The following is a 25,873-nucleotide window of genomic DNA, read 5'->3' as shown; positions in this document are numbered from 1 at the left end:
TCCGATGCCCCTCGCTGAACAACCCTCATCCGTCCCCGTCGTCGTCGACGAAGGAAAATGCATCGCCGACAAGGGCTGCACCGTTTGCGTCGACGTCTGCCCGCTGGACGTGCTGCGCATCTCGGACGCCACCGGCAAAGCCTTCATGAAGTACGACGAGTGCTGGTACTGCATGCCCTGCGAGGCCGATTGCCCGACGGGTGCCGTCACCGTCAACATCCCCTTCCTGCTGCGCTGACCCAAGGAGCCCGACCCATGTCCGCATTCGAGCCCTTTGAGCAATTCGACGAAGTCGAAGATATCATCGACCGCCTGGAAGACCCCGATCCCGGCACACGCCGCGTCGCCATCATGGATCTGGCCGATTCAGCCGATCCCGCCGCCGTGGCACACCTGAAAAAGGCCCTGGCCGACGACGCCCGCGAAGTACGGTTGCAGATCGCCCTGGCCTTGGGTGAATTCGACGGCCCGGAGACCGCCGAAGCGCTGCTGATCGCGCTGACCGATTCCGACAGCGGCGTGGCCCAGGCCGCCGCCGACAGCATGGCCGAACTGAAGGACCCGGCGGCTGCCGACCCGATCCTGCCGTTCGTCGCCCATGAATCAGCCTTCGTGCGCGCCGGCGCCCTGCGGGCATTGCGCGAATTGAAACGCCCGGAAAGCCTGAAACCGGCACTGGATGCCCTCGGTGATCCGGAAGCCACCGTTCGCTCCGAAGCGGTCAGCGTCGTCGGTTATCTGAAAACCGAAGACGCCCTGCCCGCCCTGATGGCGATGCTGAAGGACGTTGACGCCGGCGTGCGCCGCACGGCCGCGGGAGCCTTGGGCTTTTCCGTGACCGCCGCCGCCGCCGATACCCTGGCCCAGGCGCTGAGCGATACGGACTGGCAGGTCCGCGAGGTTGCCGCCGAAACGCTGTGCAAGGTGCAGTCGCCGGGCGCCATTCCGGCCCTGCGCAAGGCGCTCGCCGACGATTACTGGCAGGTTCGGCAGAAGGCCATCCGCTCTCTCGGCAAGCTGGGCGCGGCGGAAGCGATCGACGACATCGCGCCGTCGCTCGACCACGACATTTCCAACCTGCGCAAGGAAGCCGCCGCCGCGATGGGCGAGATCGCCTCGCCCAAGGCCGTTCCCGCCCTCGAAGCGCATCTCGACGATCCCGACCCGGACGTCCGCAAGAATATCCGCTGGGCGCTCGGCCAGATCCGCGCCGAATAAAACACCGCCCGTCCCCGTCACCCGCAACCGGCCCGTTCCCCGTTATGAACCACGTGACCCAGAACATCGTGACCCAGGAAACAACCGCGCTTCCGAAATACGTGGTGGTCCGTGATTGGCTGGCGCGGCGGATCAACACCGGCGACTTTCAGCCGGGGGGGCGGCTGCCGTCGGAACATTCCCTGGTCGCCAGGTTTGGCGTGTCGCGGGTCACCGTGCGTCATGCCCTCGACGCGCTCAAGAAATCGGGCATGGTCGAAAGCCATCAGGGCCAGGGCCATTTCGTGCGCGGCATCAAGGCCGAGCTGGACATGCGCCGACTGCGCGGATTGGGCGAAGCGCTTGGCCCGAACGGTCTTCAGGCCACAGCGCAATTGCTCGAACGGGCCGAGATCAAGGCCAACAGTCAGGTCCGTCAGGCACTGGCCTTGCCGCCGTCGAGCCTTGTCACCCTGGTTCGCCGTCTGCGCCTGGCCAACGCGGCCCCCATCTGTTTCGAGGAACGCTACCTTCTGCCCGAGGTCGGCCGCCTGCTTTCCGACCGCGACCTTGAATCAAGCGACGTCTGCACCCTTCTGGAACAATCGCGCGGCGTGTCGATAGCCTTCGGCGACGTCGTCATGGACATGGTCAAGGCGGCGCCCAAGCTGGCCCAACATCTTGAGATCGAACCGGGCGCCACGGTCGTGCGCACGGAACAGATCAACGTCGACGTCAACGGCGTCGCCATCGATTTCTGCATCCGCCACGCCGTCGCCGAGGCCTTTCGATACCGCACCCGGATCGGCCGCTGGTAGCTCTCGGCACCATGCGCCCTCACACCTTTCCGCACAGCCACCGACTTGCCGCCGCGATCTTCGCGGCGGCCTTTCTTTTCGGGCTTCCGGCAATCGCCGATGGCGCCGCTCCCCTGGCGGCGGCGCCGACCCCCATTGCCGCCCCGGCCATCAACCTGCCGCGGCTTGACGGAACCCCGTTTTCCCTGAGCGACCGCAAGGGCAAGTTCACGCTGATCAACTTCTGGGCGCTGTGGTGCGCACCTTGCCGCACCGAAATGCCGGCGCTGGCCCGGCTGAAAAAACAGATGGCGGGGCAGGGGCTCGACGTTGTCGCCGTGAACCTGGGCGACAAACCGGACGCCGTCGCGCGGTTCCTGAAGCAAGTGGATGTGGGCGAACTGACCATTGTCATGGATCGCCAATCCGCCGTCGGTCGTGCATGGCATGTTCAGGCGCTGCCCGCGACGTTCCTAGTCGGCCCCGACGGCACCATTACCCATGCGGCGATCGGCGCCCGCGAATGGGCCGCGCGACCGGTTGTCCAGTGGTTCGAAAACCGGATCGCGAACGCTGTCCGCTGACCCTTTTCGGGATACGGATTCACGCCAAACACAGTTCTCGAAACGCCCCCCATCTACGGCCTATCCGAAGGCCCCCAGGCGGCCCGGAAACGCCAGAATTCCAATAACTTGTATCATTTCGGCGGAGACGTAAATGATTAAAAATTACACAGAAATATGACATCGATTAAAAAATAATCATAACCTGCCCACAATGCAGCAAATGCGACGCAATATCGACAATTTATCGTTTTATTTCAATTAGTTAATTTTATTTTGCAGATGCGAAATCTGGCAAGCTAATTGCACCTATAGAGGCCGTAACGAGACAACTTTGATGCAGAGCAAAGGAGAATTCAACAATGCTCAGGCACGTAACGCAGGGATTGGCATTAGGGGCCTTATTGGCGGTGACAGCGGCGGCACCGGCCCAGGCCAAGACCATCAAGGTGGCCATCGGCCATCAAAGCATGTGTACCGACACCTATACGGCGGGCATCGTCGTCAAGGAGCTGAAGCTTCTTGAAAAACACCTGCCCAAGACCGGCAAGTACAAGGACGTCGACTACGACATCAGCTGGGCCGACTATTCTTCCGGCGGCCCCATCACCAATCAGATGATGGCCAACAAGCTGAACATCGGCGTGATGGGCGACTATCCCCTGATCGTCAACGGCGCCAAATTCCAGGCCACGGATAGCCTGCGCACCTACTATGTCGCGGGCACCGGCTACAACCTGAAGGGATCGGGCAACGCCATCGTGGTGCCCGTGAAGTCGGACCTCTACAAGATCGGCGATCTTGAAGGCAAGGAAGTGTCCACGCCCGTGGGCTCCGCCGCCTGGGGCATGCTGCTGAAGGCCGCCCAGGACAACAACATCAAGTTCCAGTTGAAGAACCAGAGCCCCGCCGTGGGTGCGGCCAACATCGCCGCGGGCAAGATCGACGCCCATTCGGACTTCTGTCCCTGGTCGGAAATCATGGAATTCCGTGGCACCGGCCGCAAGATCTATGACGGCTCGGAAGCCGGCGTGCCGTATCTGCACGGCGTCGTCGTGCGCAAGGATCTGGCCGACGATTATCCGGAAGTGGTTCAGGCCTTCATCAAGGCCGTCTACGACGCCGGCAAGTGGATCAAGGAAGATCCCATCCGCGCCACCGACCTGATGGAAAAATGGACGGGTGTCGAGAAGGAAGTGCTCTACATCTACTTCTCGAAGGGGGGGCATCTGTCCCTCGATCCGACCATCAAACCCGCCTGGACCGAAGCGCTGAAGTTCGATCACACGGTTCTGGTCAAGGAAAAGGCGATTCCGCCGCTCGATTTCGGTGACTGGATCACCGAGAAGTACATCCGCGCTGCCTATAAGGACATGGGCGTGGATTACGACAAGGACAAGGCCGCGGTCGTCGATCCGGTCGAAGCGAACGCCGGCCTGCCCAACGAGATCTGGCATGCCCGCGACGGGATCAAGGCATACGCGACCCTGCCCGAATTCCTGGGCGCCATCGCCAAGTTCCGCGCCACGGGTGCGAAGATCAATTCCACCTACGTCTACGATAAGGAAACCGGGCTGAAGCTGTTCGGCAAGACCGCCTTCTGGGTCGTCACGCCGAAGGGTGAGTTCGCGACATTCCTGCGCCGCGGCGAAGCCGAAAAGTACGCCGGCACCATCGACGGCAAGGTCATCACCTTCGAAGACGCGATCGGCATGAAATCCAGCTGATCACACGCCTGACCGGCGGGACGGAGGCCCAGGCCTTCGTCCCGCCGTTTTTCCCGGCCCCTGGTCGGCCCCCGAGAAAGCCCGAAGACGGCGATGAGCATCCAGCAAGACGACGACCGAAACCACGGAGATACCGGTGCGATGAACGCTCCCATTCCAGAACCGCAAGCTGACGCCCAGGCCGGCGCAGACGCCGCCCTTGCCACCCGCGACGCCGAAGCCCGTCAGCCCGTCACGCCCAAGGAAGCCGTCGGCGTCCTGATCGCCGCCGTGCTGAAACCCAAAGCCTTAATGCCCTTTGCCAGATCCTGGTCGATCCGGCTGGCGGCGCTGGCCCTGGGCGTTCTGGTCTGGCATGTCGCGACGGAAACAAAATTCAATTATTTCATCAACTTCGAAAACGTTCCCTCGCCGCTCAAAGTCTGGACCGCCTTCGTCGCGCATGTCCATTCCACCGAATTCTACATCCACATCGCGGTGTCGATGCAGCGCATCGTCATCGGCTACATGAGCGCCGTCGGGCTCGGCATTCTGCTGGGTCTCATGATCGGCCGCTCGCGCCTGGCCCGCGACGTGATCTCCCCCTATATCGAAATTCTGCGCCCGATCCCGGCCGTGGCCTGGATTCCGCTGGCCATCCTGATGTGGCCGACCGAGGAAAGCTCGATCATCTACATCACCTTCTTAGGTGCCCTGTTTCCCATCATCCTGAACACGGCGCATGGGGCCGAGCTGACGCCGGACGTGCTGATCCGCGCGGCCAAGTCCCTTGGCGCCAACCGGCGCGAAATCTTCTGGCATGTGGTCATTCCCGCGGCCCTGCCCTCCATCACCGCCGGCCTTGCCATCGGCATGGGGGTTTCCTGGTTCTCTCTGCTGGCCGGGGAAATCATCTCGGGCCAGTATGGCATCGGCTATTTCACCTGGAACGCCTACTCGCTGATCAACTATCCGGACATCGTCGTCGGCATGCTGATGATCGGCGGCCTGGGAACACTCTCGACCTATGCCGTGCGGCTGGCGACCCGGCCGCTGCTCGGCTGGCAGCGGCGGTCGCGATGACGGCCGCCGGCCGGGCACGACGCATCAGGGGCGCGGTCGCCGCGCGTCCGCGTCTGTGGCTGGCCGTCACGCTGGGCTTTCCCGTCGTCTATTACCTTGTGATGTTCATTGCCCTGGTCACCCGTTTCCAGGCCTGGCCCAACTATACCGTCACCTATGACTGGCTGGGCAACGTCGCCGAGATCATCCGCGCAACCCCGTCGCTTTCCGACATCGGCACGATCATCGCGCAGGAATGGCTGTTCGAGGTCGGGCGCATGAATTACGACTTCGGCAACGGCATTTCCGAATGGAGCCTGAACATCAACCCGGCCAAGGTTCTGGTCGTCTGTCTGCTGGGCGGCTTGGTCGCCACTCTGACGACGCTGGTGGCCGGGCGCCGAGCGCAATGCTCATCGGCCCGCCTGGGCGGTGCTGGGGCTGCCGGCGGCCTGGGGGCCGCACTGGTCGCCATGACCAACGTCACCCTGGCCTGGGTCGTCTGCTGCGCCACGCCCAGCTGGGTCGTCGGGCTGGCGATCCTGGGGTTGGGCGTGTCGTCCTCCCTGTGGCTGGAACAGTTCGGCTGGTGGATCGAATACGCCGGTTTCGTGCTGCTGCTGGCCTCTCTTTACGTTCTTTCGGGCGATGCCAAGGCCGCCGCGAACACAAATGAAACCCCCTACCCGAAATCAGCCATGGGAGCCCCCCAATGATCGCCAATATCATCAGCCTGACCCGCGACAGGGATACGGAAGCCGATGCCCGCCGATCCAGTGAAGGCAAAGGCCACGTCACCATTGATGACGTGGCGGTGGTGTTTGGATCCGGCGCCGATGCCCATACGGCCGTGGAACGCACGACCCTGGACGTACAACCGGGCGAATTCCTCTGTATCCTGGGTCCTTCGGGCTGCGGCAAGTCGACCTTGCTGAATTCCGTCGCGGGCTTCGTTCAGCCGACAGCCGGCGCGGTCAAGGTCGATGGCAAGGCCGTGACCCAGCCTGGCCCCGATCGCGGCATGGTGTTCCAGCAATATTCCCTGATGCCGTGGAAGACCGTGCGCGACAACGTCGCCTTCGGTCCGCTGCTTGCCGGCCACACTCGATCAGAAGCACAATCCATCGCCTATACCTTCCTCAACATGGTCGGGCTGTCGCGCTTCGCGAAGCATTACCCGTCGGAACTGTCAGGCGGCATGCAGCAGCGCGTGGGCATTGCCCGTGCCCTCGCCAACTATCCTTCCGTCCTGCTGATGGACGAACCGTTCGGTGCGCTGGACGCACAGACCCGGCTGATGATGCAGGAAAACCTTCTGCGCATCTGGGAGGACTTCGGCACCACGGTCATGTTCGTGACCCACGATGTGGACGAGGCCGTATTCCTGGCCGACCGGGTGGTCGTGATGAGTGCGGCCCCCGGGCGCATCATCGACGATTTCAAGGTCGATATCGCGCGCCCGCGCACACCGGAAATCTACACCGACGAAACCTTCGTCGCGTTGAAACGCCGCTGCATGGAACGCATCCGCAGCGAAAGCCTGCGCGCCTTCGACCAGCAGAACCACTGACCCGGAGCAAGGAGCCCTTACCCATGGTCCGCCGCCGCATCCTCTCCCTCGCTGCGTCCGCCCTCGCCTTCGGCCTCGGCGCCTCACCAGGGTGGGCGGAAATCCGTGTGGTCGAACCGGACAAGCCCGAAACGCTGCCGGCTTTTGCCCTGTCTGATCACAAGAGCCAGCCATTCACGGCCGAAAGCTACAAAGGCCATTGGTCGCTGACCACCATCGGCTTCACGTCCTGTCCGGATGTCTGTCCCTTCGTGCTGTCCAACATCGTCGAAGTCATCAACCAGATGACGCTCCGCGTGCGCCCGGACAACCTACCCCAGGTCGTGTTCGTCGGCGTCGACCCCGGGCGCGACACGCCGGTGATGGCCGACTACGTGGCCCATTTCGATCCGAACTTCGTCGGCGTGACCGGCAGCCATGAGGAACTCGCCAAGCTGGTCAAAGGCATCGACGGATTCTACCGCATCGGTAAGGCCAAGAAAGACGGCGACTACGAGGTGCAGCACAGCGCCAGCGTCATCGTCACCGGGCCGGACGGGCGCGTCCATGCCAAGCTGTCGCCGCCGCTGGACCCCGGCGAGGTCGCCGAATACCTGGCCCGCAAGCAGATCGCCTATGTCCGTGCGCAAAGGAGCAATTGAATGACATTGAACCTGTATAAAACATGCCTCGGCTGCCTGACCGGCGCGGCCATGACCCTTGCTGCCCAGACGGTTCAGGCCTGCGAAGCCCATGCCTTTCTCAAAACCCAGACGGCGGAAGCCAAGACCACATCCCATCAGGGCCCGGTCATGGCCATGGACGCCTGGGTGCCCGTCGCCCCGCCGGGGGTGAAGGCCCATGCGGCCTATCTGGTGCTGATGAACCACGGCGCGGATCTTCGCGCGGTAACGGCGGTGCACAGTCCCCAGTATGCCTCGGCGGCCATGCACGCCAGCCAAGTGAAGGACGGCGTCAATATCATGCAGCACCTGGCGCAAGTCGAATTACCGGCGGAATCATCCGTGGCGTTCAAGCCCCACGGCCTGCACATCATGCTGATGGGGCCCAAAAAGCCCATGGCCCAGGGCGATACGGTCGATCTGACGCTGACTCTGGACGACGGTACGGCCGTCACGGTCAAGGCCGAGGTTCGCAAGCGCGGGGCGGCCCCCATGAACCACGACCATATGGACCACGATCACAAAGGGTCATGACCGGCAGATTGGGGCATTTCGCGTGATCCGCGTTTTCTCTCTCGGCCTTACCGCCGTCCTTGCCGTGATGCTCTGCACCCCCTCCGCGCGGGCCGGGATGATTGACGAGAGCAGCCTGAAGCCGTGGGAAAATTGCGCCCTCTGCCATTCCCTGGACGGCGTGTCGCGCATGGCCAAGTTCCCCAAGCTTGCGGGGCAGGTGCCGGCCTATATCGAAAAGCAGATCCGGGATTTCCGCGTCGCCAAGCGGACCAACGACGGCGAACAGATGCAGGGCATGGCCGGCCTGATCGCGGAAAAGGACATTCCCGTGGTCGCCAAATACTTCGGCGTCCTGCCCCCGCCACCACCCGCCGACCCGCCGCCGGACCGCGACCGCAAGGCCGGGCGGGCGCTGTACCTCACGGGTGACGCGGTGCGCGGCCTACCCGCCTGCACGTCCTGTCACGGTAAGGACAAGGTGGCGCAATCGGGCGCCCCCAGGCTTGAGGCGCAACACGCCGACTATGTGATAAAACAGTTGACGGATTTCCGCTCGGGCGACCGCGCGAACGATCCCGGCGGCGTCATGGCCGGGGTCGCGGCGAAACTGAGCGATGCGGATATTCGGGCCGTCGGCAGCTATCTCGCCGCCGTGCCGAGAAACTAGGACAAGGGCGTGATGACCAAAATCCCGCCCCGGCTACGCGTGATCGAGACCAAGGATATGGCCACGGACGAACCCCTTTCTGCCCTGTTCTTGTCGGAAAGCATGTCGGACCTGAACGAGGGATCGACCTTTCTTGACCGTTTGAGCATGGAGGAAGTCACTTTCATCCGTTCGCGCGGGTCCACCATCAAGGCCCGGCGCGGCGAGGGCATCTTCCATCAGGGCGATCGGCACGAAGGCATCTATCTAATCGAAAGCGGGCGCGTGCGCACCTTCTGCACCGGGCCGTCGGGGCGCGAGTTGACGCTCGCCTATTGGACGCCGGGGCATTTCATCGGCGGGCCCGAGGTGTTCGGCGGCGGCATCCATCTATGGTCCGGCGAGGCCATGGAGGATTCCCGCGTCATGGCGCTGTCAGGGGCCGTGGTCCGCGACCTGATCGAACGCATGCCGATCTTCGCGCTCTGCCTGATCGACGCCCTGGTCGCCAAAGGAAAATGCTATTCCCAACTGGTGCAGATGCTGGGCACCCGTTCCGTCGCGCAGCGCCTGGCCCAATTGCTGAAAATCATGGGGCAGGTTCACGGCCGGGATGACGTCGAAGGCATACTGATCGACCGTCGGGTCACCCACGATCAGTTGGCGGATATCGTCGGCTCGACCCGGCAATGGGTGACGACGACCCTCGACCGCTGGCAGAAGGACAAGGTGATCCTGATCCGCGGCCGCATGATCGTGATCCGCAAGCCGGATACGCTGGAAGACCTCGCCGATTCCTGACGAACGTCCCTAGGAAAGGGGTGCCGGCGGGCTGACCCCAAGGTCCCGCCCGGCGCCGGCAATGGCGTCCCAGGCATCGGGGGCCAGGGGAATGCCGCCCGAAAGCCGGGCGTCGCGCATACGGGCTTCGGGCTCGCCGGGAACCAGAACTTCGCTGCCGCCGGCGACGGGCTTGGCGCTTTTCACATAGTCGATGTAGCGGCGGAGTTCGCGGGCATAATCGTCCTCCGCGCCGAAACGGTCGCGGGACATGTAGATCGACAGCATCCCGTTATAGATCTTGTCGTAACCGGGCCCGGTGGCGCCCGAGCCCGTGAGCGCCCCCGCCAGCAATTCGCACATCAGGGCGAGGCCCGATCCCTTGTGCCCCCCCATGGCGACCAATGCCCCGGCGCCGTTGCGCGAATTGGGTTGCACCGCCGGGTCGCTGGGACCGTAGAGCATGACCGGGTCGGCGCTGGGTTGGCCGTCAGGCCCGATCAGGCTGCCTTCCGGCAACGGCTTGCCGCCCTTCGACGCGACCAGCACCTTGCCCTCGGCAACCAAAGAGGTCGCGAAATCCAAGATTACCGGCGCACCCCCCGCCCCCGGCACGCCGATGGCGACCGGGGCCGTGGACATGCGTCGCTCGGCGCCGCCGAAGGGCGCGACCAGAACGCTGCCGGCGACATTGACGAAATGGACCGAAACCTGGTTTTCCGCCGCCGCCACCTCGGCAAAGGCGCCGATGCGCCCGAGATGCCCGGCATGGCGCAGAGCGACCACGGCGACGCCCAAATCCTTGGCCCGGTCAATGCCCCGGGCCACGGCCTGCGGCCCCACGGTCTGGCCGAAGCCGAACTGACCGTCGAGGATCATCAGGGCCCCCGTATCGCTGACCACGGAAACCTCGCGGTCGGCGACCAGGTTGCCGGATTTCAGCCAACCCAAATATCGCGGCGTGCGGATGACGCCGTGACTGTCATGTCCGGACAGATTGGCGCCAACCAAATTTTCGGCGATACGCATGCCTTCGGCCGCCGAACAGCCGGCGGTGCGGAAGACGTCCGCCAGGAAGGCGGTCAGGGCCGCCGCCTTAATGCGGACCGGAGCCGCGGCGCCGCTCACAGCACGTCCTTGTTGACGACAAAGACGGGATCAAGCGTGCCGTCCAATGCGGACAGCACGTTGCGCGCGGCGGTTTCCGCGACGCGGCGACCCGTCTCGACCGTCAGGGCCGAATTGTGGGGCGTGAACAGAACGTTACCGAGGGACAGAAGGGGGCAATCGTCCTTTGGCGGCTCGTCCTTGGTGACGTCGAGCCCCGCCCCACCCAGATGGCCCGAAACCAGGGCCGCATGGAGCGCATCCTCGTCGATCAACGAGCCCCGGGCCGTGTTGATGACATAGGCCCCAGGTTTCATGGCTGCGAATTCGGCCGCCCCCAAAAGGGGCGTGCCGTCGCTGTTAGCCGGCAGGTGCAGGCTGACGAAATCGACATCACCCAAGGCGTCGTGGAAATCGGCGACGTAATCATAGCCCAGGCGCTGGGCCTCTTTCCGCGTCGCCTCCCGGCCGCAGGCGACAACCCGCATGCCGAAGGCGGCGCAGCGTTTGGCCGCTTCGCCGCCGATGCCGCCAAGTCCGATGACCAGCACGGATTTATCCAGCAGTTCATGGGTCTGGCTTTTGAACCGTTCCGCATATCGGCCCGTGCGTGTGTAGCGGTCCATGACCGCGATCTGGCGGCCGAGGCCCAGCATCAGCAGCACCGTGTGCTCGGCCACGGAAGCCGCCAGCGCGTCGCCGACGATGGCCAGCGGAATGCCCCGCGCGCTGAGCGCCGCAACGTCGACATGGTCATAGCCGACGCCCAGGCGTGAGACGACCTTGAGATTGGCCGCCCCCGCGATGGCCTGGGCAGTCAACGGCGTCAGCCGCAGGATGACCGCGTCGGCGTCCTTGATGGCCTCCATCAGGCTGTCCGGGGTCAGGCCCTGTTCAAGGCGAACGTCCAGACCATCACGCAGGGACAGCAGTTCCATCCCCCGCGCATGCATGGGGCCTTCGACAAATATGGTCGCCATGATATGCCGGCCTTAGGACGCGTCGTCGAAATCGAGCGGATCGCGGGTCACCCGTTCACCAGGACGATAGAGCGCCATGACGGCCCCGACGGCGATCAGGGCGACCGCCAGGACAGCGAACTGGAACGGCACGAAATCCTTTACGTGTTCCTGACGCAGGCCCAAGAACGCCAGCACCCCGATAATGGCGGCGGCAAGCCCCCAATAGACGGGCCGGCCGATGAACAGATCGGACATCTTCATTATGCGGTCTCCGGAGTAAGACGGCGGCGCGTGACCGCGAACAGAACGATGCCAAGCGCACCCGCCACGGGCAGAATGAAGCTGGACACGCCATCGATCAGCGGTTCCATCGGCGGCAACAAGGCCATGATCGACAGTACCCCGATGATCGCCCGCATGGCGGGGTTGAGCGGGCCCTTGAACCAGCCTTCGAGCACCACCGACAGGCCCCACAGGCTGATGAAGGCGGATACCGCCGACAGGCAGGTCAGCCAAAGCGGGCCTTCGAACAGCAGGGCCGGGTTATAGACGAACGCAAACGGCACCAGATATTTTGCGATGCCGATGCGCGCCGATTCCACAGCCGTCCCCATGGGACTTGATCCGGCAATGGCCGCCGCCGCGAAGGACGCCAGCGCCACCGGCGGCGTGATGGTCGACACCACGCCGTAATAGAAGGCGAACATATGCGCCGCCATGGGTTCGACCTTGAGATGAATTAGCGACGGCACGATCAGCGCCGCCACAGTGATGTAGACGGCGGTGGTCGTCATCCCCATGCCGAGGATGATGGCCGCAACACCGGTCAACGCCAGCAGAATGAACAGGCTGCCGTCGGCCATGTTGATCACTTCGTTGGTGAACTTGAGGCCCAGACCCGACACGAAGATGGAGCCGATGATGATCCCGGCGCAGGCGCAAGCCACGGTCACCGGCATCGCCGCGCGCACGCCGGATTCCAGCGCCGACAGCAGATCAACGGGGCTCATCCGGGTAAGCGGGTCACGGAAGCTGAGGACGATCAGGGTCACGATGGCCCAGAACGCCGACAGCATGGGCGAATAGCCCCAGGCCAACAGGCCGACCAGGACACCGAGAGTCAGCAACTGATGCCAACCGTGTTTCAGCACGTTCATGGCGCGCGGCAGGGTGCGCTTGTCCAGGCGTTTGATGCCGTCCTTTTCGGCCTCGATGTCGACCATGAAATAGATGGTCGCGAAGTACAGCAGCGTCGGAATGATCGCGGCGATGATCACCGTGAGATAGCTGACGTGCATGAATTCGGCGATGATGAAGGCGGCAGCCCCCATGATCGGCGGCGTGATCTGCCCGCCCGACGACGCACAGGCCTCGACCGCGGCGGCGAACTTGGGCCGGTAGCCGAGCTTGCGCATCAGGGGAATGGTGAACGACCCGGTCGTCACCACGTTGGCAACGGCGGACCCGGACACGGTGCCGAGGAAGGCACTCGCCACCACCGACGCCTTGGCCGGCCCGCCCCGGCGATGGCCGGTCAGCGCGATGGCAAGGTCGATGAGCATGCGCCCCGCACCCGTGCGGATCAGGATGGCGCCGAAAATGATGAACAGCACGATATAGGTCGCGGCGACGGATATCGGGATGCCGAACATACCTTCGGAGCGAATGAACAGAATGTCGATATATTTGGTGACCGACGTCGGCGGGCCGTAAAGGAAGCCGCCGAACTTATCCGCGTAGAGCGAATGAACGACGAAGAACGAGGTCACAATGACCATGGGCAAACCGACGGAGCGGCGCGTCGTTTCCATGACCAGGAAGATCAGCAAAAAGCCCATCCACAGATCGGAATCGATCAATTCCCCTTCGCGCTGGGAAAATGCGTCCAGGTCCCACAGCGTGTAGACCTGCACCGCAAGGACCGCGAACACCAGAAGCGCGTCAATTCCGAAACCGCCCCATTGCAAGGGCGTGGACGGGTGATCGCGCCAGGATTTTCGGCCGAGCGGGAACAGCAGCACCGCCAGCACCATCATTCCGGTCAGATGCGTGGAACGGAAAGCCCGCGATTGCGGCGTGCCGAAAACGGCGACGTAAAGATGAAACAGGGCCAGCGCGATGGCGATGGTCGCGACGGTCAGCGCGATCCAAGTCACCAGATCGTAGCCGCGGCGCATCAGCGCATGTTCAAGAACGGAGAATTCCCGCACTTCGTCGTAGTGCAGGGCTTCGGGCAAATCGGTTTGTTTATCTGTCATGGGTGTGCCGGATCAGCACGGGCCTTAGGGGATAAAACCACGCGGCAAGAACGAAGACAGGCAGACCCGCCGCACGATGAATGCTGGCGCGGCGGAAACCAGTCCGCCGCGCCGATGACATCCACTATCCCCTAGGGGCCGTTACTTAACGCCTTTTTCGTCGTAATACTTCTTGGCGCCCGGATGGATCGGAAGCGCCGCGCCGAGAAGCGCGTTTTCCAGCTTCACGGACTCCCACACCTTCTTGACCTGAACCAGATCGCCATGATGTTCCCACAGCGCCTTGGTCATCTTGTAGACCGTGTCTTCCGACACGTCCTTGTTGGCCACCATGATCGTCACCGCGCCCAGGATCGGGGTCGGCTTTTCGATGCTCTTGTAGTGATCCTTGGTCATGGTGATTTTGATGTAGCCCGGGTTTTCCGAAAGGATGTCGGCCAGGATCTTGTCGTCGACGCCAATGAAGCGGATGCCCGGCGAGAATTCCAGATCAAGGAACGACGCCTGCGGCACGCTGGTCACCGCCGTGAATGCGTCGATGTGGCCGTCCTTCATCAGTGAGACGGAATCGGAATAACCGACGTGGTGGACCGTGCCGCCGTTCTTCTTCACGTCGTCGACGGTGAAGCCGTACTTGCCGAAGATCAGCTGCGCCGCGGCATAGCCGGACCATTTCAGCTTGCCGGGGCTGAGGTTCTTATCCTTCAGATCGGCATAGGACATGATCTTGGAATTGGCCGGAACGGCGGTCTGCACACCGGCCGGGTAAAGGGTCGCGATATGGCGAATGTTCGGGTTCTTCGACTTGAACACCGGGGCATTGCCCTTGTAGCCGTCGAACGCGGTATGGCCGTAGGTCCAGCCCAGTTCCGCTTCTTTCTTGTTGACGTCGAGCACATTGCTGACGCCGCCGCCCGGGCCGTTGGACACGGACAGGCCGCCGATCTTGCCGAAGATTTCCGCCATCTTGGCGCCCAGCGGATACCAGCTGCCGCCGGACGGGCCGGAAACGATGCGGACGAATTCATCGGCCTTGGCCGAAATATGCCCCGCCATCACCAGAGGTGCCGCGAGCAATACAACCTTCACAAACTTTTTCATTGGAGTCCTCCCAAAAGGATCAAAGACGTCTTCGGCCGGATGTTTTCTGGGGTAGCGTATTTTTATCGGGCGCATCGGCCTAAAGAATGCACCAGACAAAATTGTTAGTGTCCCGACGACAACATGTCAATTTAAAGGACAAATTTTGACTTGGCCCCGCGAACCCGCCAAGATGCCGGCGCTGAGCGCTCCAGAGCACGCGCCCGGAAAAACGGGAGAAGTGGTTGAAGACATTACCACAATCGTTGCAGGAACCCGACATTGCGGCCGATCTGGACCCGGGCGCCGGACTGATCCTGGTGCCCGGTCGCCGCCAGTTGCTGAGCGACCAGTTGTACGGCCAAATCCTTGACCAGATCGTGGCCGGCGTGCTCAACGAAGGTGATCGGCTGCCGCCGGAAAAGGAAATCTGCAAAATGTTCGGGGTGTCCCGTCCGGTCGTCCGCGACGCCCTGTTGAGACTGCGCGCCGACGGCCTGCTGCGCGCCAGGCAGGGCAGCGGCACCTTCGTCATGCGCCGCCCGGTAGACCGCATCAAGGAATTCACCAAGTCCGCCGATCTGGCGCGCTTTCTGCGCTGCCTCGAGGTACGGATGCCGCTTGAGGCAGCGGCGGCACGGCTTGCCGCAGAACGCCGAACCTCCGCACAGTTGACCAAGATCGAGGCCGCTCATCAGCGCCTGATCGATGACGTGTCAACCGGCCACATCACGCCACAGAACGACCTGTCGTTTCATGCCGCAATCGCCGACGCGACCGGCAATGAATTTTTCGCCCAGGTGTTCGCCCCCATCCATAATTCCATCGTCGGGTTCATGAACGTGTCCCTCAACCTGACGCGCACGGGGTCCCGCGAGCGCATTCTACAGGTTCTCAACGAACATACCCTGATCCTTGAGGCCATCCAGGGCCAGGAACCGGAGGCAGCGCAGGTCGCCATGCAATTCCACATCGAACGGTCGCGCCGCCGCGTCACCGACCGCGCCCAAGATACCTAAAGAACGTCTCGAAAGTTCAGGTCGCCCTCATAACTCGCCCAATACATTTGTTATTTTACATTACAACTTTTCCGACGATCCCGGTTTTCCGGGCATGACACGGCCCCATTCACGGCCAAAGGAAATCATAATCATGACCACCGCAGTTCCCTCCCCCATCATCACCCTGATCGGCGCCGGCACCATCGGCACCGCCTGGGCCGTGGTGTTCGCCGCTGCCGGCATGTCGGTGCGGTTATATGATGCTGACGCCGCACGCCTGCCCGCCGCCCTGGACATGGCGCGGGCACGGCTAAGCGATCTGGCGGCTTACGGCCTGATCGACGGCGACGTGGACGACATCATGACCCGCATCACCCCGGCGGCGGAATTGGACGCGGCACTGGACGGCGCCGATCATGTGCAGGAAAACGCCCCGGAAGATCTGACCCTCAAACGCGACCTGCTGGCCCGCATCGCCGAGATCGCGCCCGCGACCTGCACCATCGCCAGTTCAACCTCGTTCATCGAACCGTCGCGCCTGTTCGACCACGTCCAGGGTCGCGAACGCTGTCTGGTCCTGCATCCTGGCAACCCGCCGTTCCTGATCCGGGTGGTTGAGGTCGTGCCCGCGCCCTTCACCACCCCCGGCGCGGTCGCCCGCTGCAACGCGCTGCTGGAGCGCGCCGCCATGGCGCCGATCGCGGTCAACAAGGAAGTCGAAGGTTTCGTGTTCAATCGCCTGCAGGGCGCGCTTTTGCGCGAGGCCTATTGCCTGGTCCGTGACGGAGTAACCACGGCGGCCGACATCGACCGCATCGTGCGCGACGGCATGGGCATCCGCCTGGCCGTGACCGGGCCGTTTGAAAACGCCGACCTTAACGCCCAGGGCGGTATCGAAGCCCACGCCAAACGCATGGGCCCGTCCTATGCACGGTTGGGTGCGGAGCGAGGCCAGAACGATCCCTGGACGGATGAGATGGTCGCCATGGTCGCGGCGGAACGGCGCGCCGCCCTGCCGCTGGACCAGAAGGACGCCCGCGCCGCCTGGCGCGACCGGGCGGTGATGACCATCCTTCGGGCGCGCAAGGATGTGTTGAGCTAGGAATTCCGGGGCGGCAGGTCCGGCCCGGCGACGGCCCCCGCGCGGGCAAGATCGTCAATTTCCTTGTCGGTCAGCCCCAGGTCCGCCAGCACCCGGCGGGTGCTTTCGCCCTCGCCTTCGGGCTGTGTCAGGGGACGACGCGACCAGGCGTCGGAGGTAAAGCCCAGGCCCGGCACCTTCACCGGCGCATCCAGCCCCGGCAGGGGCAGATCGTCGAGACAGCCCGACGCCGCCGTCTGCGGGTGATTCAGAATCTCACCCAGCCCCCGCACCTTGCCCGCGGGCACGGCGGCATCGGCCAGGATCGTTTCCCATTCTGTCGCCGGGCGCGTGCGGAACACGCGGTCCAACGCCGCCGCCACCCGCGCGCGGTCGGCGTCGTTTAGGGCGTCGGGCGCGGTGCTGCCGGCAAGCGGCGCTAGATCGTCCAGGCCGAGTGCGGCCACCATGCGCACCGCCTGGGCCGAGGTATTGGCGGTGATGACCAGGTGCCCGTCGGCCGTATCGAAGCGCCCGGCGAAGGGGCTGCCGCTGAACGGCGTGTTGCCCATCAGGCCCCGTTCGCGGCCGTCGGTCTGCACGTCGATGGCGAAGGAGCCCATCATGGCCAGGACCGAAGACAGCATGGGCACGTAAAGATGCTGTCCCTCACCGGTCTGGCGCAACTGGTGCAGGGCGCCCGAAACCGCCAGCGCCGCCGTCAGCCCGGCGATGTAATCGGTGATCGGCAGGCCGACCCGCTGCGGGCCGGATTGTTCCGTTCCGGTCATGCTCATCAGGCCGGACATGCCCTGCACGATATGGTCGTAAGCGGGCACGCCGGAAAGCGGCCCCTCGGGCCCATAGCCCGTGAGCGAGCAATAGACGATGTCCCGCTTCACGGCCTTGACGTCGTCATAGCCCACGCCCAGGCGGTCCATGACGCCGGGCCGGTAGTTTTCCATGACCACGTCGCAGGTTGCCGCCAGTTTGAGAAACAGATCCCGGCCACCCGGCACCTTGAGGTCCATGAGGATGCAGGCCTTGCCCGCATTCTGGGCCGAGAAGGACCCGCCCATGCCCTGGGCGCGCAGGTCGGCCGAGCCGCCATGGCGGCGCACGAAGTCGTCGCCGCCGATGCGTTCCACCCGGATCGCGTCCGCCCCCATGAGGCAGAGTTGATAGGTCGCGAAAGGCCCTGCCAGGACGTGGCTGGCGTCCAGCACGCGCACGCCCGAAAGCGGCAAGGCGCCCTTGGTCACTGGCCCGCAATCCAGGCTGCCGGCCCGGAGGCCTTGGCAAGGGCGTCGGCACCTCCCGGCTGCACCTGGCCGGTCGCCAGATCGATGAGCGTACCGGCCCCGTCGGCCGAGCCGCCGGTGACCGTCGCGGCCCCGGCCTTGACCGCCCAGACGCCGCCGCCCGCCGCCGCCAGGGCGCCGGTCAGATGGCGCAGGACATGGAAGGCCGGGCGCGGGTTGTACAGCCGGTCGACCACGCCTTGCCGCGCGAAATAGCCGCGGTCGACGTCGGAGAAGGTGTCGCAATAAACATGGGCATCGGCATTGGCATGGGCCGCCGCCAGGGCCTCGGCCACGCGCGCCGCGACCCAGGGTTCATCCGCCTGTGCCGTGCCCGGGCTGCCGATCGACATGCGGATATGCAGAGAGACCTTGAGCCCATGGGGGGACGCCGCCTTGAGCGCCGCCGCCGTTGCTTCCGCGGGCGGGGTTTCCCCGGCGACACGGAACACGATGCCCTTGACCCCCGGGATCGCCGCCGCGCGGGCGATCTGGTCGTCCTCGTCCGGGGTGAAGCCGTGGTTGATCATGTGAAAATACTTCTCACCGCCCCGCTCCATCTCGTCCTTGGATCGCAGCTTGGAGAGATAAAGGTCGACGCCCGCGGCCTCGGCCACCGGCAGTGCCGCGGCGGCGACGTCGGGCAGGTCCGCAAGGTTCTGCGCGACCTCCCAGATATCGATCAGGCCCTTGGCGCCTTTGACCGCTGCCGCAAGCTCCGCATCCGGTGCGTCGAAGGAAAACAGGGTGAACAGGAAGCCCAGGTCCGACAGCACGTCCAGGCGCGCCCGGTGGCCCGGGTCGAGCAGATCACGGGCGGGAATGCGCAGGCGGCGCACGCCCATTTCCATCAGCGCCATCAGGGCATAATCGTTGCGCGTGCGCTTACGGTCGAATTCATCCAGGCCGCCGGAGGGCGGAATCTCGATGACCTCAAGCCAGTTCTGACGCATGTCGAAGCCGAACCGGGTGACCGGGCTCATCAACGGATGGACCGGCGTCACGGTATCGGGCACGGCCGCCACGGGGGCATCCGGCTCCACACTGGTGCCGTAGGTCCGCACGATATCGCAGAGATGGCCGTTCTCGTGCACGTGGACGATGAAATAGCCCAGCTTGTTCCAATCGTTGCGCCCGGCCTCGAACTCGGGCGGGGGGGCCGCGCGGTACATTTCCGAATAGTCCTGACGGACGAAGGCCGTGGACGGCAGCAGCCAGCATTGCGTCGCCCCATGCCGGTGGTACCAGAAATTATGGACATGGCCCGCGAACAGGGCCTCCACCTTGTGCTTTTCCAGAAGTTCCAAGAACCACGACCGGCCCGGCTCGCCGATGTTGTCGTAATGCTCGTCCTCGTCCGGATAGGTCAGATAGGGCGGGTAGTGGGTGTTGAGGAAGACACGCTGGCCCGCGGCTTCCGCCGCCGCCAGTTCCGCCTCCAACCAGGCTCTCTGCTCGGCTTCCGCCGCCAGTCCCGAATTGATGATCTGTGCATCAATCAGAATGAAGCGGACCTTGCCGTGATCGAAGGCCTGGTAATTGGGGCCGAAATGCTGATCCCACAGCTCCAGGAATTCGGGCCGCACCATACCCGCCGGACACCAATCCACGGGCTTGTCGCCGACATCGTGGTTGCCGGGAATAACGTAGAGCTTGTGGCGCAGATCCTTGACCTGGTCCTTGAAACACTGCGCCGCCTGCTCATAAAGATGCGGGATGTGGGGGACGGGGTGCAACAGATCACCCAGGTGGAGGACGAAATCGACCTCGCGCGTGTTCAGGTCGCGCACCACGTGGCGCATGCGGCCATTGGCAAGCTTGTTGACCTCGAACGGCGAATTGCATTCCTCTTCACCCTGGTTCAGGTGCGTGTCGGTGATCACCGCATAGGTAAAAAGCCGTCGGCCCAGCGTCTCGGTCGTCATCGTCGTCGAATCTCCTGTCATTCCCTCATACTCGGGTCTTGAATGCGATCATGGCAATGGGAAGCCTTCCATCCCAGAGCCAATTTCCGAAGACGGATTGTCCTTAGCCGGTCCGGGTCACTGCCGCTTGGCGGCCTGGACCATGACCTCCAAACGGTCGAGAAAGCGCGATCGGTCGGACTTGGCGAAGGGACGGGGGCCGCCGGTGACCTGCCCCGTTTCGCGCAGCGTCTGCATCAACTCCCGGTTGGCCAGGGCCATGCCGATGCCGTCCTCGGTGAAAGGGTCGCCGGTGGGCTTGATCGCCTGCGCCCCCTTTTCCAGACAGCGCGCGGCAAGCGGGATATCGTTGGTCACGCAGATGTCCTTGGAGCCGATACGGTCGGCGATCCAGTCATCGGCCGCGTCCGCTCCCCGGGTCACGATAATGACCTCGACCAAGGGATCGCGGGACGGGCGAATGCCGCCGTCGGACACCATGCGGGTGCGGATGCCGTGGCGCGCGGCGACGCGCAAGACCTCGTCCTTGACCGGGCAGGCGTCCGCATCGATATAGATTTCGACCATGACCCCATCCTACCGGCTGCCTCGCGGGAGGCCAATCCCGCCATAGGGCTGCTGTGCCCTCAGGTACGATTGTAGCGGAAATTTCCCGGGAACATGGCCGGCGCCATGGACAAGGTGTAGTTGTCAAACTGCAGATCATAGGAGATGCTGACGCGGAGTTCGTTGCTGTCGTTCGCCTTGACCGAATGACGCAGCCAAGCCGGAAAGATCAAAAGACGCCCAGTAACCGCTTCGAGCGACACGCTTTTCGCCGTCAGAGGCGTAACACGCCGGGTGCGCGGTACGATCACGTTCGCCTGAACCCGGGGGTCGGAAAACGTGATGGAACTGCCGCCTACAGGCACATTCACGTAAAAGACGACGCTCAGGAAATTGTTGGGGTGGGCGTGTTCCTTGTGGACCACGCCGGGCCTACCGATATTGACCCAGCAACTTGTTATGAGAAGCCGCTCGTAGATGATCTCCATCTCGCGGCATACCTCGTTGCCGGCGGCGATGACGATCTCATTCAGATCATACATATCCGCGTTCTCGTGCAGGGTCGGTTCGCTTTGAGATGAATAGCTTTCAGAGGACCGTGGCAATTCCTCAAGGACTTCGTGGACTCGGCCCATTACCGCCCCATTGATGGGCCGCCACCTTTCCGGCTCGACATCGAAGGACCAGACCTGAGTCGGAAACAAAGAAATGGATTCGGCAACTCTAAACATCCCAGCTTGCTCCAATGGCTCCGCGGCGGCGGAAGTGTATACAAACACTTCAGGGCATGAAATTCATATTCGCTGCCGCCCTTAGCCACGAACTTGAGAGTGAAATCCTGCCTTCGGTTTGCCATCAACAGTCTGCTAAGTTGGCGCCATGACGGGCGGAATTTATTCACGAGTCGGGCTTTCGGCGGTGCTGGCGGCAACGCTGGCATTGGCCGTGACCGACGACGTCCGGGCGGCGGACGGCGACGACGAACGCCCCGGCACCTTTGTGCTGCAGGTCGAGAACGATCTATTCGGTGCCGGCACGGACCAGTACTACACCCAGGGCGTGCAGATCACCTTCGTGCCCAAGGACAAGTGGGAACCGGAATGGTTCAAGGACCTCATGGGCATGATCCCGGGGGTCGACCCGGACGGCAATTCGACCTTCGTCGTCGCCTTGGGTCAGCAGATGTTCACGCCCGAGGATACCACCCGCCCCAATCCTGATCCCACGGACCGCCCCTATGCAGGCTGGCTGTTCGGCTCCGTCGGAGCGATCGTGGAAAAACCCGATTCCAACCTGTTGCAGAACGTGTCGCTCGACCTCGGCATCGTTGGTCCGGCCTCGCTCGGCGGCTATACCCAGCGCCGCTGGCACTCGCTGATCGGCGTCGGCCTGCCGCGCGGCTGGGGCAAGCAGCTGCATAACGAGCCGGGGGTCATGCTCAGCTATCAGGCACGCCTGCGCCAACCGATTTTGGGCCCTGACCATTTCGTCGAACTGGACGTGACGCCCAACGCCGGCGTCGCGCTCGGCAACGTGCTGACCCAGGCATCGGTCGGCGCCTCCGTCCGCCTGGGTCAGAACCTGGGCCTGACTTACGGCGCGCCGTTCATCCGCCCGTCCCTGCCCGCCGCCGCCATCGTCCGCGCCAAGGGGCAATTCGGCTGGAACCTGTTCGCCGGCATCGAAGGCCGCGCCGTGGCGCGCAACATCTTCCTCGACGGCAACACCATTGGCGACAGCCGCAGCGTCGATAAGAAGAACTTCGTTCTGGATTTCCAGGGCGGCATCGAATTCACCCTGGGCTATGCCCGCCTGTCATTCACGCAGATCTACCGGACCCGCGAATTCGAAGGCCAACGGGTGCCGAGCCAGTTCGGCTCGATCTCTCTGTCGGCCATCTTCTGACCGCGGTCAGATGGCGCCCGCCTTGCGCAGGGTGTCGAGCCGCGCCGCATCCAATCCCAGTTCCCGCCCGTAAATATCGCCGTTGTCGGCCCCTTTGTCGCGGCCGGTGAACAGCACCTTGCCGTCCGTGCGCGACAGGCGCGGCATAACGTTGTGCACCGTCAACTGCCCCAGGTCCGGGTCGGGGATGGAAACCAGAGCCTCTCGCGCCTTGTAGTGCGGGTCGGCGAACAGGTCGGCAACGTCGTAGACCGGGCCCGCCGCGACCTGATGGCGGCGCAGGATGTCCACCGCTTCGTCGCGGGGGTGCTGCTTCATCCAGGATGCGATGAGGCCGTCCAGTTCCTCGATATTCTCGATCCGGCCCGCATTGGTCGCGAACCGGAGATCGGCGGCCAGGTCCGGCCCGCCGATGACCTCGAGCAGGCGCATGGCCACGGGCTGGGCACTGCCCGAGAGCGCGACGTATTTACCCTTCTCGGCACTTTCATAGGCGCCGCGCGGCGCGGCGTCGGGCAGGCGGTTGCCGTGGCGCTGACGCACCGCGCCCAGCTGGTCGTATTCCAGGTAGACGCTTTCCATCAGCCGCGACATGGATTCGCAGATGCTGGCATCGACGACCTGGCCGCGCTTTTCCGGATCACGGTCGCGGGCGTGCAGGGCGACCATCACCCCATAGGCGCCGAAGGCACCGCAGACCCCGTCGGCCAGCGCCAGTTGCGGCAGCAGGGGCGGCGTGTCCGGCGTGCCGGTGATCGACGCAAAGCCGCTCATGGCCTCGGCCAGGGTGCCGAACCCGGGCAGGCTGGAATAGGGACCGGTCTGCCCGAAGCCGGTGGTGCGCAGCATGACCAGGGACGGGTTAACCTTGGCCAGGTCCTCATAACCGATGTTCCATTTTTCCAGCGTGCCGGGGCGGAAATTCTCGACCACCACATCCGCTGATTTGACCAGTTCCTTCAACAGGTCCTGACCGTCCGCATGTTTCAGGTTCAGGGTCACTGCCCGCTTGTTGCGGCTTATGGTCTTCCAGTACAGCGAGATGCCGTCCTTTTTCATGCCGAAGGCGCGGATATGGTCGCCGTTTTCCGGATGTTCGACCTTGATCACGTCGGCCCCGAAGTCGGCCAGGAAGGTCGCCGCCAGGGGCCCGGCCCCCATGGTCGCGATGTCCAGCACCCGCACCCCGGAAAGCGGCAGGCCCGCGCGCGCGTCTTCGTTCTGATCAGTCATCATCGTTTCCTTTGGTAATCGGCGTCGCCAGCCGCCCGGCCCGCCGCAGGACCTTTTCCGCCATCAAGGCGATGTCGACGGCGACGAAATCGCCGTCGACCATGAACACGCCCCGGCCCGATCCCTTCGACGCCTCGAAGGCGGCCAGGATTTTTTCCGCATGGGCGATCTCGCCGTCGCCCGGGGTGAAGACGTCGTTCACCGGGTCGATCTGATTAGGATGGAACACGACCTTGCCGGTGAAGCCGAGGGCGCGGGCATCCAGGGCATCCTCGCGGGCGCGGGCGCCGTCCTTCACATCCTTGAAATAGGCGACGTCGACCGCCTGCAGCCCGTTGGCGGCGGCGGCCACGGCGATGCGGGAGCGGGGGTACAAAAGTGAATCCCGGGAAATCTCGATCCCCGTGGACAGGCTGTAATCGCCCGATCCGAAGAACAATCCCGTCAGGCCCGCGGCGGCGGCGATGTCTTCAACCCGCGTTAGGCCCAACGCCGTCTCCACCGTCGCGAACAGGGCCGCCCGGACAAGCGGCCCGTCCGTGCCGTCCAGATACCGGCGAAGCTCGGTGATCTGTGCCGGGTCTTCGACCTTGGGGATGTACAGACCGTTGATGGGCAGGCCGGCCAGAGCGTCCAAGTCTTCTTGCCACAGGTCCGTGTCGATGCCGTTGATGCGCACCATGCGTTCCCGGCGACCGTAATCAACAGTCGCCAGGGCGGCGTGGATGCCGTCGCGCGCCGCCTGCTTATGGGTCGGCGGCACGCCGTCTTCCATGTCGAAGATCACGGCGTCAATGGCCAGGGTCGCCGCCTTGGCGGTCTTGCGGGGTTCGTGGCCCGGCAGCAATAGGAAGGTTCGGCGGGCGGTTTCCGGCATGGTTTCCTCCGATCGGCGCGGCCTGGATCGGCGCCGTTGCCCCGTTGCTATCAGGTCGCCGCGGGGCGGTGAAACAGGAAGGCCGGATAGGCATATATGATTTTCTTATGGCCCTGGGCGGGCCGGCGGATGACAATGCCCCCGCACCCTTAACAAGGCATCGCCCATGGAAACCCGCCGCCTGGAATATTTCGTCCGCATCGTCGACGCCGGCAGTATTTCCCGCGCCGCCCAGGACCTGGGCCTGGCCCAGCCGGCGCTGAGCCAGCAGTTGGCGATCCTGGAGCAGGACGTAAAGGCGCAATTGCTGCACCGCTCGCGCCAGGGCGTGACACCCACGGCCGCCGGGCGCCAGTTCTACCGCCAGGCGCAGATCATCCTGCGCCAGGTGGCGGAGGCGCGCTCGCTCGTCACGGCGGCGGAGGAGAGCCTGGCCGGGACCGTTTCCGTCGGCTTTCCCAACAGTGCGGCGGCGATCCTTTGCCTGCCCCTAATCGCCCGCCTGAACGCCGAACACCCGCAGATCGAACTGCAGATCACGGAAGGCTACAGCGCCGTGCTGACCGACATGGCGGAGAAAGGGCAGCTCGACATGTCCGTGCTCTATCAGGAAACCCCGCCGCCCGGCATGGCGGCCATGGGACTATGGATTGAAGACCTGCTGCTGGTCAGCCCGCCGGGAGCAGCGCTGGGCGACCGCGTGCCGCTGGACACCGTCGCCCGCGTTCCCATGATTGTCCCGAGCCCGGTCAACAGCACCCGCATCGCCCTTGATAAATGCCTGGGCGAACGGGGCCTTTCGGCCAACGTCGTCTTGCAGGCGGATTCCCTGGTGACCTTGAAGAAAGCCGTTCATCAGGGCATGGGGCATACGATCCTGCCCTGGCCCGCGGTGGCGGAGGAGGTTGAAAAAGGCCTGCTGGCCGTCGCCTCATTCGACGCCGCGCCGCTTCACCGTACAGTCGCCCTGTGCACGCCCGACGCCGTACCGCCGAGCCCCGCCCGCGACAGGGTCGCGACGACCATCCGCGCCATCGCCGCCGAGGCCCTTGCCACGAGCCGCAACCTGGGCATGCGCCGGGCAGCGTAGCCATTTCA

27 protein-coding genes are annotated in these 25,873 nt (G+C 64.0%); 16 read left to right on the top strand and 11 right to left on the bottom strand.

Features of this window, described 5'->3' with window-relative positions; genetic code table 11:
• Positions 1 to 4: 4 nt before the first annotated feature.
• The 12 genes from KFF05_01670 to KFF05_01615 all read left to right on the top strand — a co-directional run bounded on the left by KFF05_01670 (position 5) and on the right by KFF05_01615 (position 9,520).
• Positions 5 to 238: a ferredoxin family protein gene (locus KFF05_01670; protein ID UTW52122.1), complete on the top strand. Its 234-nt coding sequence runs from the start codon at positions 5 to 7 to the stop codon at positions 236 to 238.
• 17 nt (positions 239 to 255) lie between these two features.
• Complete coding sequence (locus KFF05_01665) at positions 256 to 1,218, top strand: HEAT repeat domain-containing protein (GenBank protein ID UTW52121.1); 963 nt, start codon at positions 256 to 258, stop codon at positions 1,216 to 1,218.
• A 53-nt stretch (positions 1,219 to 1,271) separates the two neighbouring features.
• Entirely contained in the window at positions 1,272 to 2,015 is a 744-nt protein-coding gene (locus KFF05_01660; protein UTW52120.1) for a GntR family transcriptional regulator, read from the top strand.
• Positions 2,016 to 2,026: 11 nt separating this feature from the next.
• Positions 2,027 to 2,578, top strand: a complete 552-nt coding sequence (locus tag KFF05_01655; protein ID UTW52119.1) for a TlpA family protein disulfide reductase — start codon at positions 2,027 to 2,029, stop codon at positions 2,576 to 2,578.
• Positions 2,579 to 2,919: 341 nt separating this feature from the next.
• Complete coding sequence (locus KFF05_01650; GenBank protein ID UTW52118.1) at positions 2,920 to 4,284, top strand: ABC transporter substrate-binding protein; 1,365 nt, start codon at positions 2,920 to 2,922, stop codon at positions 4,282 to 4,284.
• 141 nt (positions 4,285 to 4,425) lie between these two features.
• A complete protein-coding gene (locus tag KFF05_01645; GenBank protein ID UTW53536.1) occupies positions 4,426 to 5,346 on the top strand; it encodes an ABC transporter permease in 921 nt (306 codons plus the stop codon).
• Positions 5,343 to 6,041 carry a hypothetical protein gene (locus KFF05_01640; GenBank protein ID UTW52117.1) on the top strand — a complete coding sequence of 233 codons (699 nt, stop codon included), beginning with the start codon at positions 5,343 to 5,345 and terminating at the stop codon, positions 6,039 to 6,041. The genes KFF05_01645 and KFF05_01640 overlap by 4 nt, the downstream gene beginning before the upstream one ends.
• Positions 6,038 to 6,895, top strand: a complete 858-nt coding sequence (locus KFF05_01635) for an ABC transporter ATP-binding protein (GenBank protein ID UTW52116.1) — start codon at positions 6,038 to 6,040, stop codon at positions 6,893 to 6,895. Before KFF05_01640 ends, KFF05_01635 begins: the two co-directional genes overlap by 4 nt.
• Before the next feature lie 23 nt (positions 6,896 to 6,918).
• Positions 6,919 to 7,536 (top strand): SCO family protein, encoded by a 618-nt coding sequence (locus tag KFF05_01630; GenBank protein UTW52115.1) that lies wholly within the window; start codon positions 6,919 to 6,921, stop codon positions 7,534 to 7,536.
• On the top strand, positions 7,537 to 8,091 hold the full coding sequence (locus KFF05_01625; protein ID UTW52114.1) for a copper chaperone PCu(A)C: 555 nt from the start codon (positions 7,537 to 7,539) through the stop codon (positions 8,089 to 8,091). It begins immediately after the preceding gene.
• A gap of 22 nt (positions 8,092 to 8,113) precedes the next feature.
• Positions 8,114 to 8,740: a c-type cytochrome gene (locus tag KFF05_01620; GenBank protein ID UTW52113.1), complete on the top strand. Its 627-nt coding sequence runs from the start codon at positions 8,114 to 8,116 to the stop codon at positions 8,738 to 8,740.
• Between the two features lie 57 nt (positions 8,741 to 8,797).
• Positions 8,798 to 9,520 carry a Crp/Fnr family transcriptional regulator gene (locus KFF05_01615; protein ID UTW53535.1) on the top strand — a complete coding sequence of 241 codons (723 nt, stop codon included), beginning with the start codon at positions 8,798 to 8,800 and terminating at the stop codon, positions 9,518 to 9,520.
• A gap of 9 nt (positions 9,521 to 9,529) precedes the next feature.
• Here the strand turns inward: KFF05_01615 and KFF05_01610 are convergent, their stop codons facing one another.
• The 5 genes from KFF05_01610 to KFF05_01590 form a co-directional block, all read right to left on the bottom strand.
• A complete protein-coding gene (locus KFF05_01610; protein UTW52112.1) occupies positions 9,530 to 10,627 on the bottom strand; it encodes a malate/lactate/ureidoglycolate dehydrogenase in 1,098 nt (365 codons plus the stop codon).
• Positions 10,624 to 11,586 carry a hypothetical protein gene (locus KFF05_01605; protein ID UTW52111.1) on the bottom strand — a complete coding sequence of 321 codons (963 nt, stop codon included), beginning with the start codon at positions 11,584 to 11,586 and terminating at the stop codon, positions 10,624 to 10,626. The genes KFF05_01610 and KFF05_01605 overlap by 4 nt, the downstream gene beginning before the upstream one ends.
• A gap of 12 nt (positions 11,587 to 11,598) precedes the next feature.
• Positions 11,599 to 11,829, bottom strand: coding sequence for a hypothetical protein (locus tag KFF05_01600; GenBank protein ID UTW52110.1), 231 nt, complete (start codon positions 11,827 to 11,829; stop codon positions 11,599 to 11,601).
• Positions 11,829 to 13,826: a TRAP transporter permease gene (locus KFF05_01595; protein ID UTW52109.1), complete on the bottom strand. Its 1,998-nt coding sequence runs from the start codon at positions 13,824 to 13,826 to the stop codon at positions 11,829 to 11,831. Before KFF05_01595 ends, KFF05_01600 begins: the two co-directional genes overlap by 1 nt.
• 141 nt (positions 13,827 to 13,967) lie before the next feature.
• On the bottom strand, positions 13,968 to 14,927 hold the full coding sequence (locus KFF05_01590) for a TAXI family TRAP transporter solute-binding subunit (protein ID UTW52108.1): 960 nt from the start codon (positions 14,925 to 14,927) through the stop codon (positions 13,968 to 13,970).
• Positions 14,928 to 15,187: 260 nt separating this feature from the next.
• Here KFF05_01590 and KFF05_01585 point away from each other — a divergent pair, with 260 nt between their 5' ends.
• Together KFF05_01585 and KFF05_01580 are read left to right on the top strand one after the other, a co-directional pair.
• Positions 15,188 to 15,925, top strand: coding sequence for a FadR family transcriptional regulator (locus KFF05_01585; protein ID UTW53534.1), 738 nt, complete (start codon positions 15,188 to 15,190; stop codon positions 15,923 to 15,925).
• A gap of 133 nt (positions 15,926 to 16,058) precedes the next feature.
• The gene (locus KFF05_01580) at positions 16,059 to 17,009 is read left to right on the top strand and encodes a 3-hydroxyacyl-CoA dehydrogenase (GenBank protein UTW52107.1); all 951 of its coding nucleotides are present in this window, start codon (positions 16,059 to 16,061) and stop codon (positions 17,007 to 17,009) included.
• Here KFF05_01580 and KFF05_01575 read toward each other — a convergent pair.
• The 4 genes from KFF05_01575 to KFF05_01560 form a co-directional block, all read right to left on the bottom strand.
• Positions 17,006 to 18,250 carry a CoA transferase gene (locus KFF05_01575; GenBank protein UTW52106.1) on the bottom strand — a complete coding sequence of 415 codons (1,245 nt, stop codon included), beginning with the start codon at positions 18,248 to 18,250 and terminating at the stop codon, positions 17,006 to 17,008. The genes KFF05_01580 and KFF05_01575 overlap by 4 nt on opposite strands.
• The gene (locus tag KFF05_01570; protein UTW52105.1) at positions 18,247 to 20,214 is read right to left on the bottom strand and encodes a metallophosphoesterase; all 1,968 of its coding nucleotides are present in this window, start codon (positions 20,212 to 20,214) and stop codon (positions 18,247 to 18,249) included. Before KFF05_01570 ends, KFF05_01575 begins: the two co-directional genes overlap by 4 nt.
• A gap of 117 nt (positions 20,215 to 20,331) precedes the next feature.
• The gene (locus tag KFF05_01565) at positions 20,332 to 20,781 is read right to left on the bottom strand and encodes a YaiI/YqxD family protein (protein ID UTW52104.1); all 450 of its coding nucleotides are present in this window, start codon (positions 20,779 to 20,781) and stop codon (positions 20,332 to 20,334) included.
• A 59-nt stretch (positions 20,782 to 20,840) separates the two neighbouring features.
• A complete protein-coding gene (locus KFF05_01560; GenBank protein UTW52103.1) occupies positions 20,841 to 21,302 on the bottom strand; it encodes a hypothetical protein in 462 nt (153 codons plus the stop codon).
• A 337-nt stretch (positions 21,303 to 21,639) separates the two neighbouring features.
• On the opposite strand from KFF05_01560, the gene KFF05_01555 reads away from it, so the two are divergent.
• The gene (locus KFF05_01555) at positions 21,640 to 22,665 is read left to right on the top strand and encodes a lipid A deacylase LpxR family protein (protein ID UTW52102.1); all 1,026 of its coding nucleotides are present in this window, start codon (positions 21,640 to 21,642) and stop codon (positions 22,663 to 22,665) included.
• Positions 22,666 to 22,671: 6 nt separating this feature from the next.
• On the opposite strand, the gene KFF05_01550 is transcribed toward KFF05_01555, so the two are convergent.
• Together KFF05_01550 and KFF05_01545 are read right to left on the bottom strand one after the other, a co-directional pair.
• Complete coding sequence (locus tag KFF05_01550; GenBank protein ID UTW52101.1) at positions 22,672 to 23,901, bottom strand: CoA transferase; 1,230 nt, start codon at positions 23,899 to 23,901, stop codon at positions 22,672 to 22,674.
• Positions 23,891 to 24,775, bottom strand: coding sequence for a CoA ester lyase (locus tag KFF05_01545; protein UTW52100.1), 885 nt, complete (start codon positions 24,773 to 24,775; stop codon positions 23,891 to 23,893). Before KFF05_01545 ends, KFF05_01550 begins: the two co-directional genes overlap by 11 nt.
• Before the next feature lie 166 nt (positions 24,776 to 24,941).
• Here KFF05_01545 and KFF05_01540 point away from each other — a divergent pair, with 166 nt between their 5' ends.
• Positions 24,942 to 25,865, top strand: coding sequence for a LysR family transcriptional regulator (locus KFF05_01540; GenBank protein ID UTW52099.1), 924 nt, complete (start codon positions 24,942 to 24,944; stop codon positions 25,863 to 25,865).
• Positions 25,866 to 25,873 lie beyond the last annotated feature (8 nt).

It is taken from the genome of bacterium SCSIO 12827 (assembly GCA_024397995.1).
Classification (GTDB): domain Bacteria; phylum Pseudomonadota; class Alphaproteobacteria; order Rhodospirillales; family Casp-alpha2; genus UBA1479.
This window is presented reverse-complemented; position numbering and strand designations above follow the sequence as displayed.

Excerpts from the sequence above, each read along its gene's own strand:
- KFF05_01560 (UTW52103.1), bottom strand. The coding sequence starts at position 21,302 with ATGTATGATCTGAATGAGATCGTCATCGCCGCCGGCAACGAGGTATGC.
- KFF05_01655 (UTW52119.1), top strand. The coding sequence starts at position 2,027 with ATGCGCCCTCACACCTTTCCGCACAGCCACCGACTTGCCGCCGCGATC.
- KFF05_01580 (UTW52107.1), top strand. The coding sequence starts at position 16,059 with ATGACCACCGCAGTTCCCTCCCCCATCATCACCCTGATCGGCGCCGGC.
- KFF05_01650 (UTW52118.1), top strand. The coding sequence starts at position 2,920 with ATGCTCAGGCACGTAACGCAGGGATTGGCATTAGGGGCCTTATTGGCG.
- KFF05_01625 (UTW52114.1), top strand. The coding sequence starts at position 7,537 with ATGACATTGAACCTGTATAAAACATGCCTCGGCTGCCTGACCGGCGCG.
- KFF05_01640 (UTW52117.1), top strand. The coding sequence starts at position 5,343 with ATGACGGCCGCCGGCCGGGCACGACGCATCAGGGGCGCGGTCGCCGCG.
- KFF05_01590 (UTW52108.1), bottom strand. The coding sequence starts at position 14,927 with ATGAAAAAGTTTGTGAAGGTTGTATTGCTCGCGGCACCTCTGGTGATG.
- KFF05_01670 (UTW52122.1), top strand. The coding sequence starts at position 5 with ATGCCCCTCGCTGAACAACCCTCATCCGTCCCCGTCGTCGTCGACGAA.
- KFF05_01665 (UTW52121.1), top strand. The coding sequence starts at position 256 with ATGTCCGCATTCGAGCCCTTTGAGCAATTCGACGAAGTCGAAGATATC.
- KFF05_01630 (UTW52115.1), top strand. The coding sequence starts at position 6,919 with ATGGTCCGCCGCCGCATCCTCTCCCTCGCTGCGTCCGCCCTCGCCTTC.
- KFF05_01565 (UTW52104.1), bottom strand. The coding sequence starts at position 20,781 with ATGGTCGAAATCTATATCGATGCGGACGCCTGCCCGGTCAAGGACGAG.
- KFF05_01595 (UTW52109.1), bottom strand. The coding sequence starts at position 13,826 with ATGACAGATAAACAAACCGATTTGCCCGAAGCCCTGCACTACGACGAA.
- KFF05_01570 (UTW52105.1), bottom strand. The coding sequence starts at position 20,214 with ATGACGACCGAGACGCTGGGCCGACGGCTTTTTACCTATGCGGTGATC.
- KFF05_01545 (UTW52100.1), bottom strand. The coding sequence starts at position 24,775 with ATGCCGGAAACCGCCCGCCGAACCTTCCTATTGCTGCCGGGCCACGAA.
- KFF05_01555 (UTW52102.1), top strand. The coding sequence starts at position 21,640 with ATGACGGGCGGAATTTATTCACGAGTCGGGCTTTCGGCGGTGCTGGCG.
- KFF05_01540 (UTW52099.1), top strand. The coding sequence starts at position 24,942 with ATGGAAACCCGCCGCCTGGAATATTTCGTCCGCATCGTCGACGCCGGC.
- KFF05_01645 (UTW53536.1), top strand. The coding sequence starts at position 4,426 with ATGAACGCTCCCATTCCAGAACCGCAAGCTGACGCCCAGGCCGGCGCA.
- KFF05_01550 (UTW52101.1), bottom strand. The coding sequence starts at position 23,901 with ATGATGACTGATCAGAACGAAGACGCGCGCGCGGGCCTGCCGCTTTCC.
- KFF05_01615 (UTW53535.1), top strand. The coding sequence starts at position 8,798 with ATGGCCACGGACGAACCCCTTTCTGCCCTGTTCTTGTCGGAAAGCATG.
- KFF05_01600 (UTW52110.1), bottom strand. The coding sequence starts at position 11,829 with ATGAAGATGTCCGATCTGTTCATCGGCCGGCCCGTCTATTGGGGGCTT.
- KFF05_01635 (UTW52116.1), top strand. The coding sequence starts at position 6,038 with ATGATCGCCAATATCATCAGCCTGACCCGCGACAGGGATACGGAAGCC.
- KFF05_01605 (UTW52111.1), bottom strand. The coding sequence starts at position 11,586 with ATGGCGACCATATTTGTCGAAGGCCCCATGCATGCGCGGGGGATGGAA.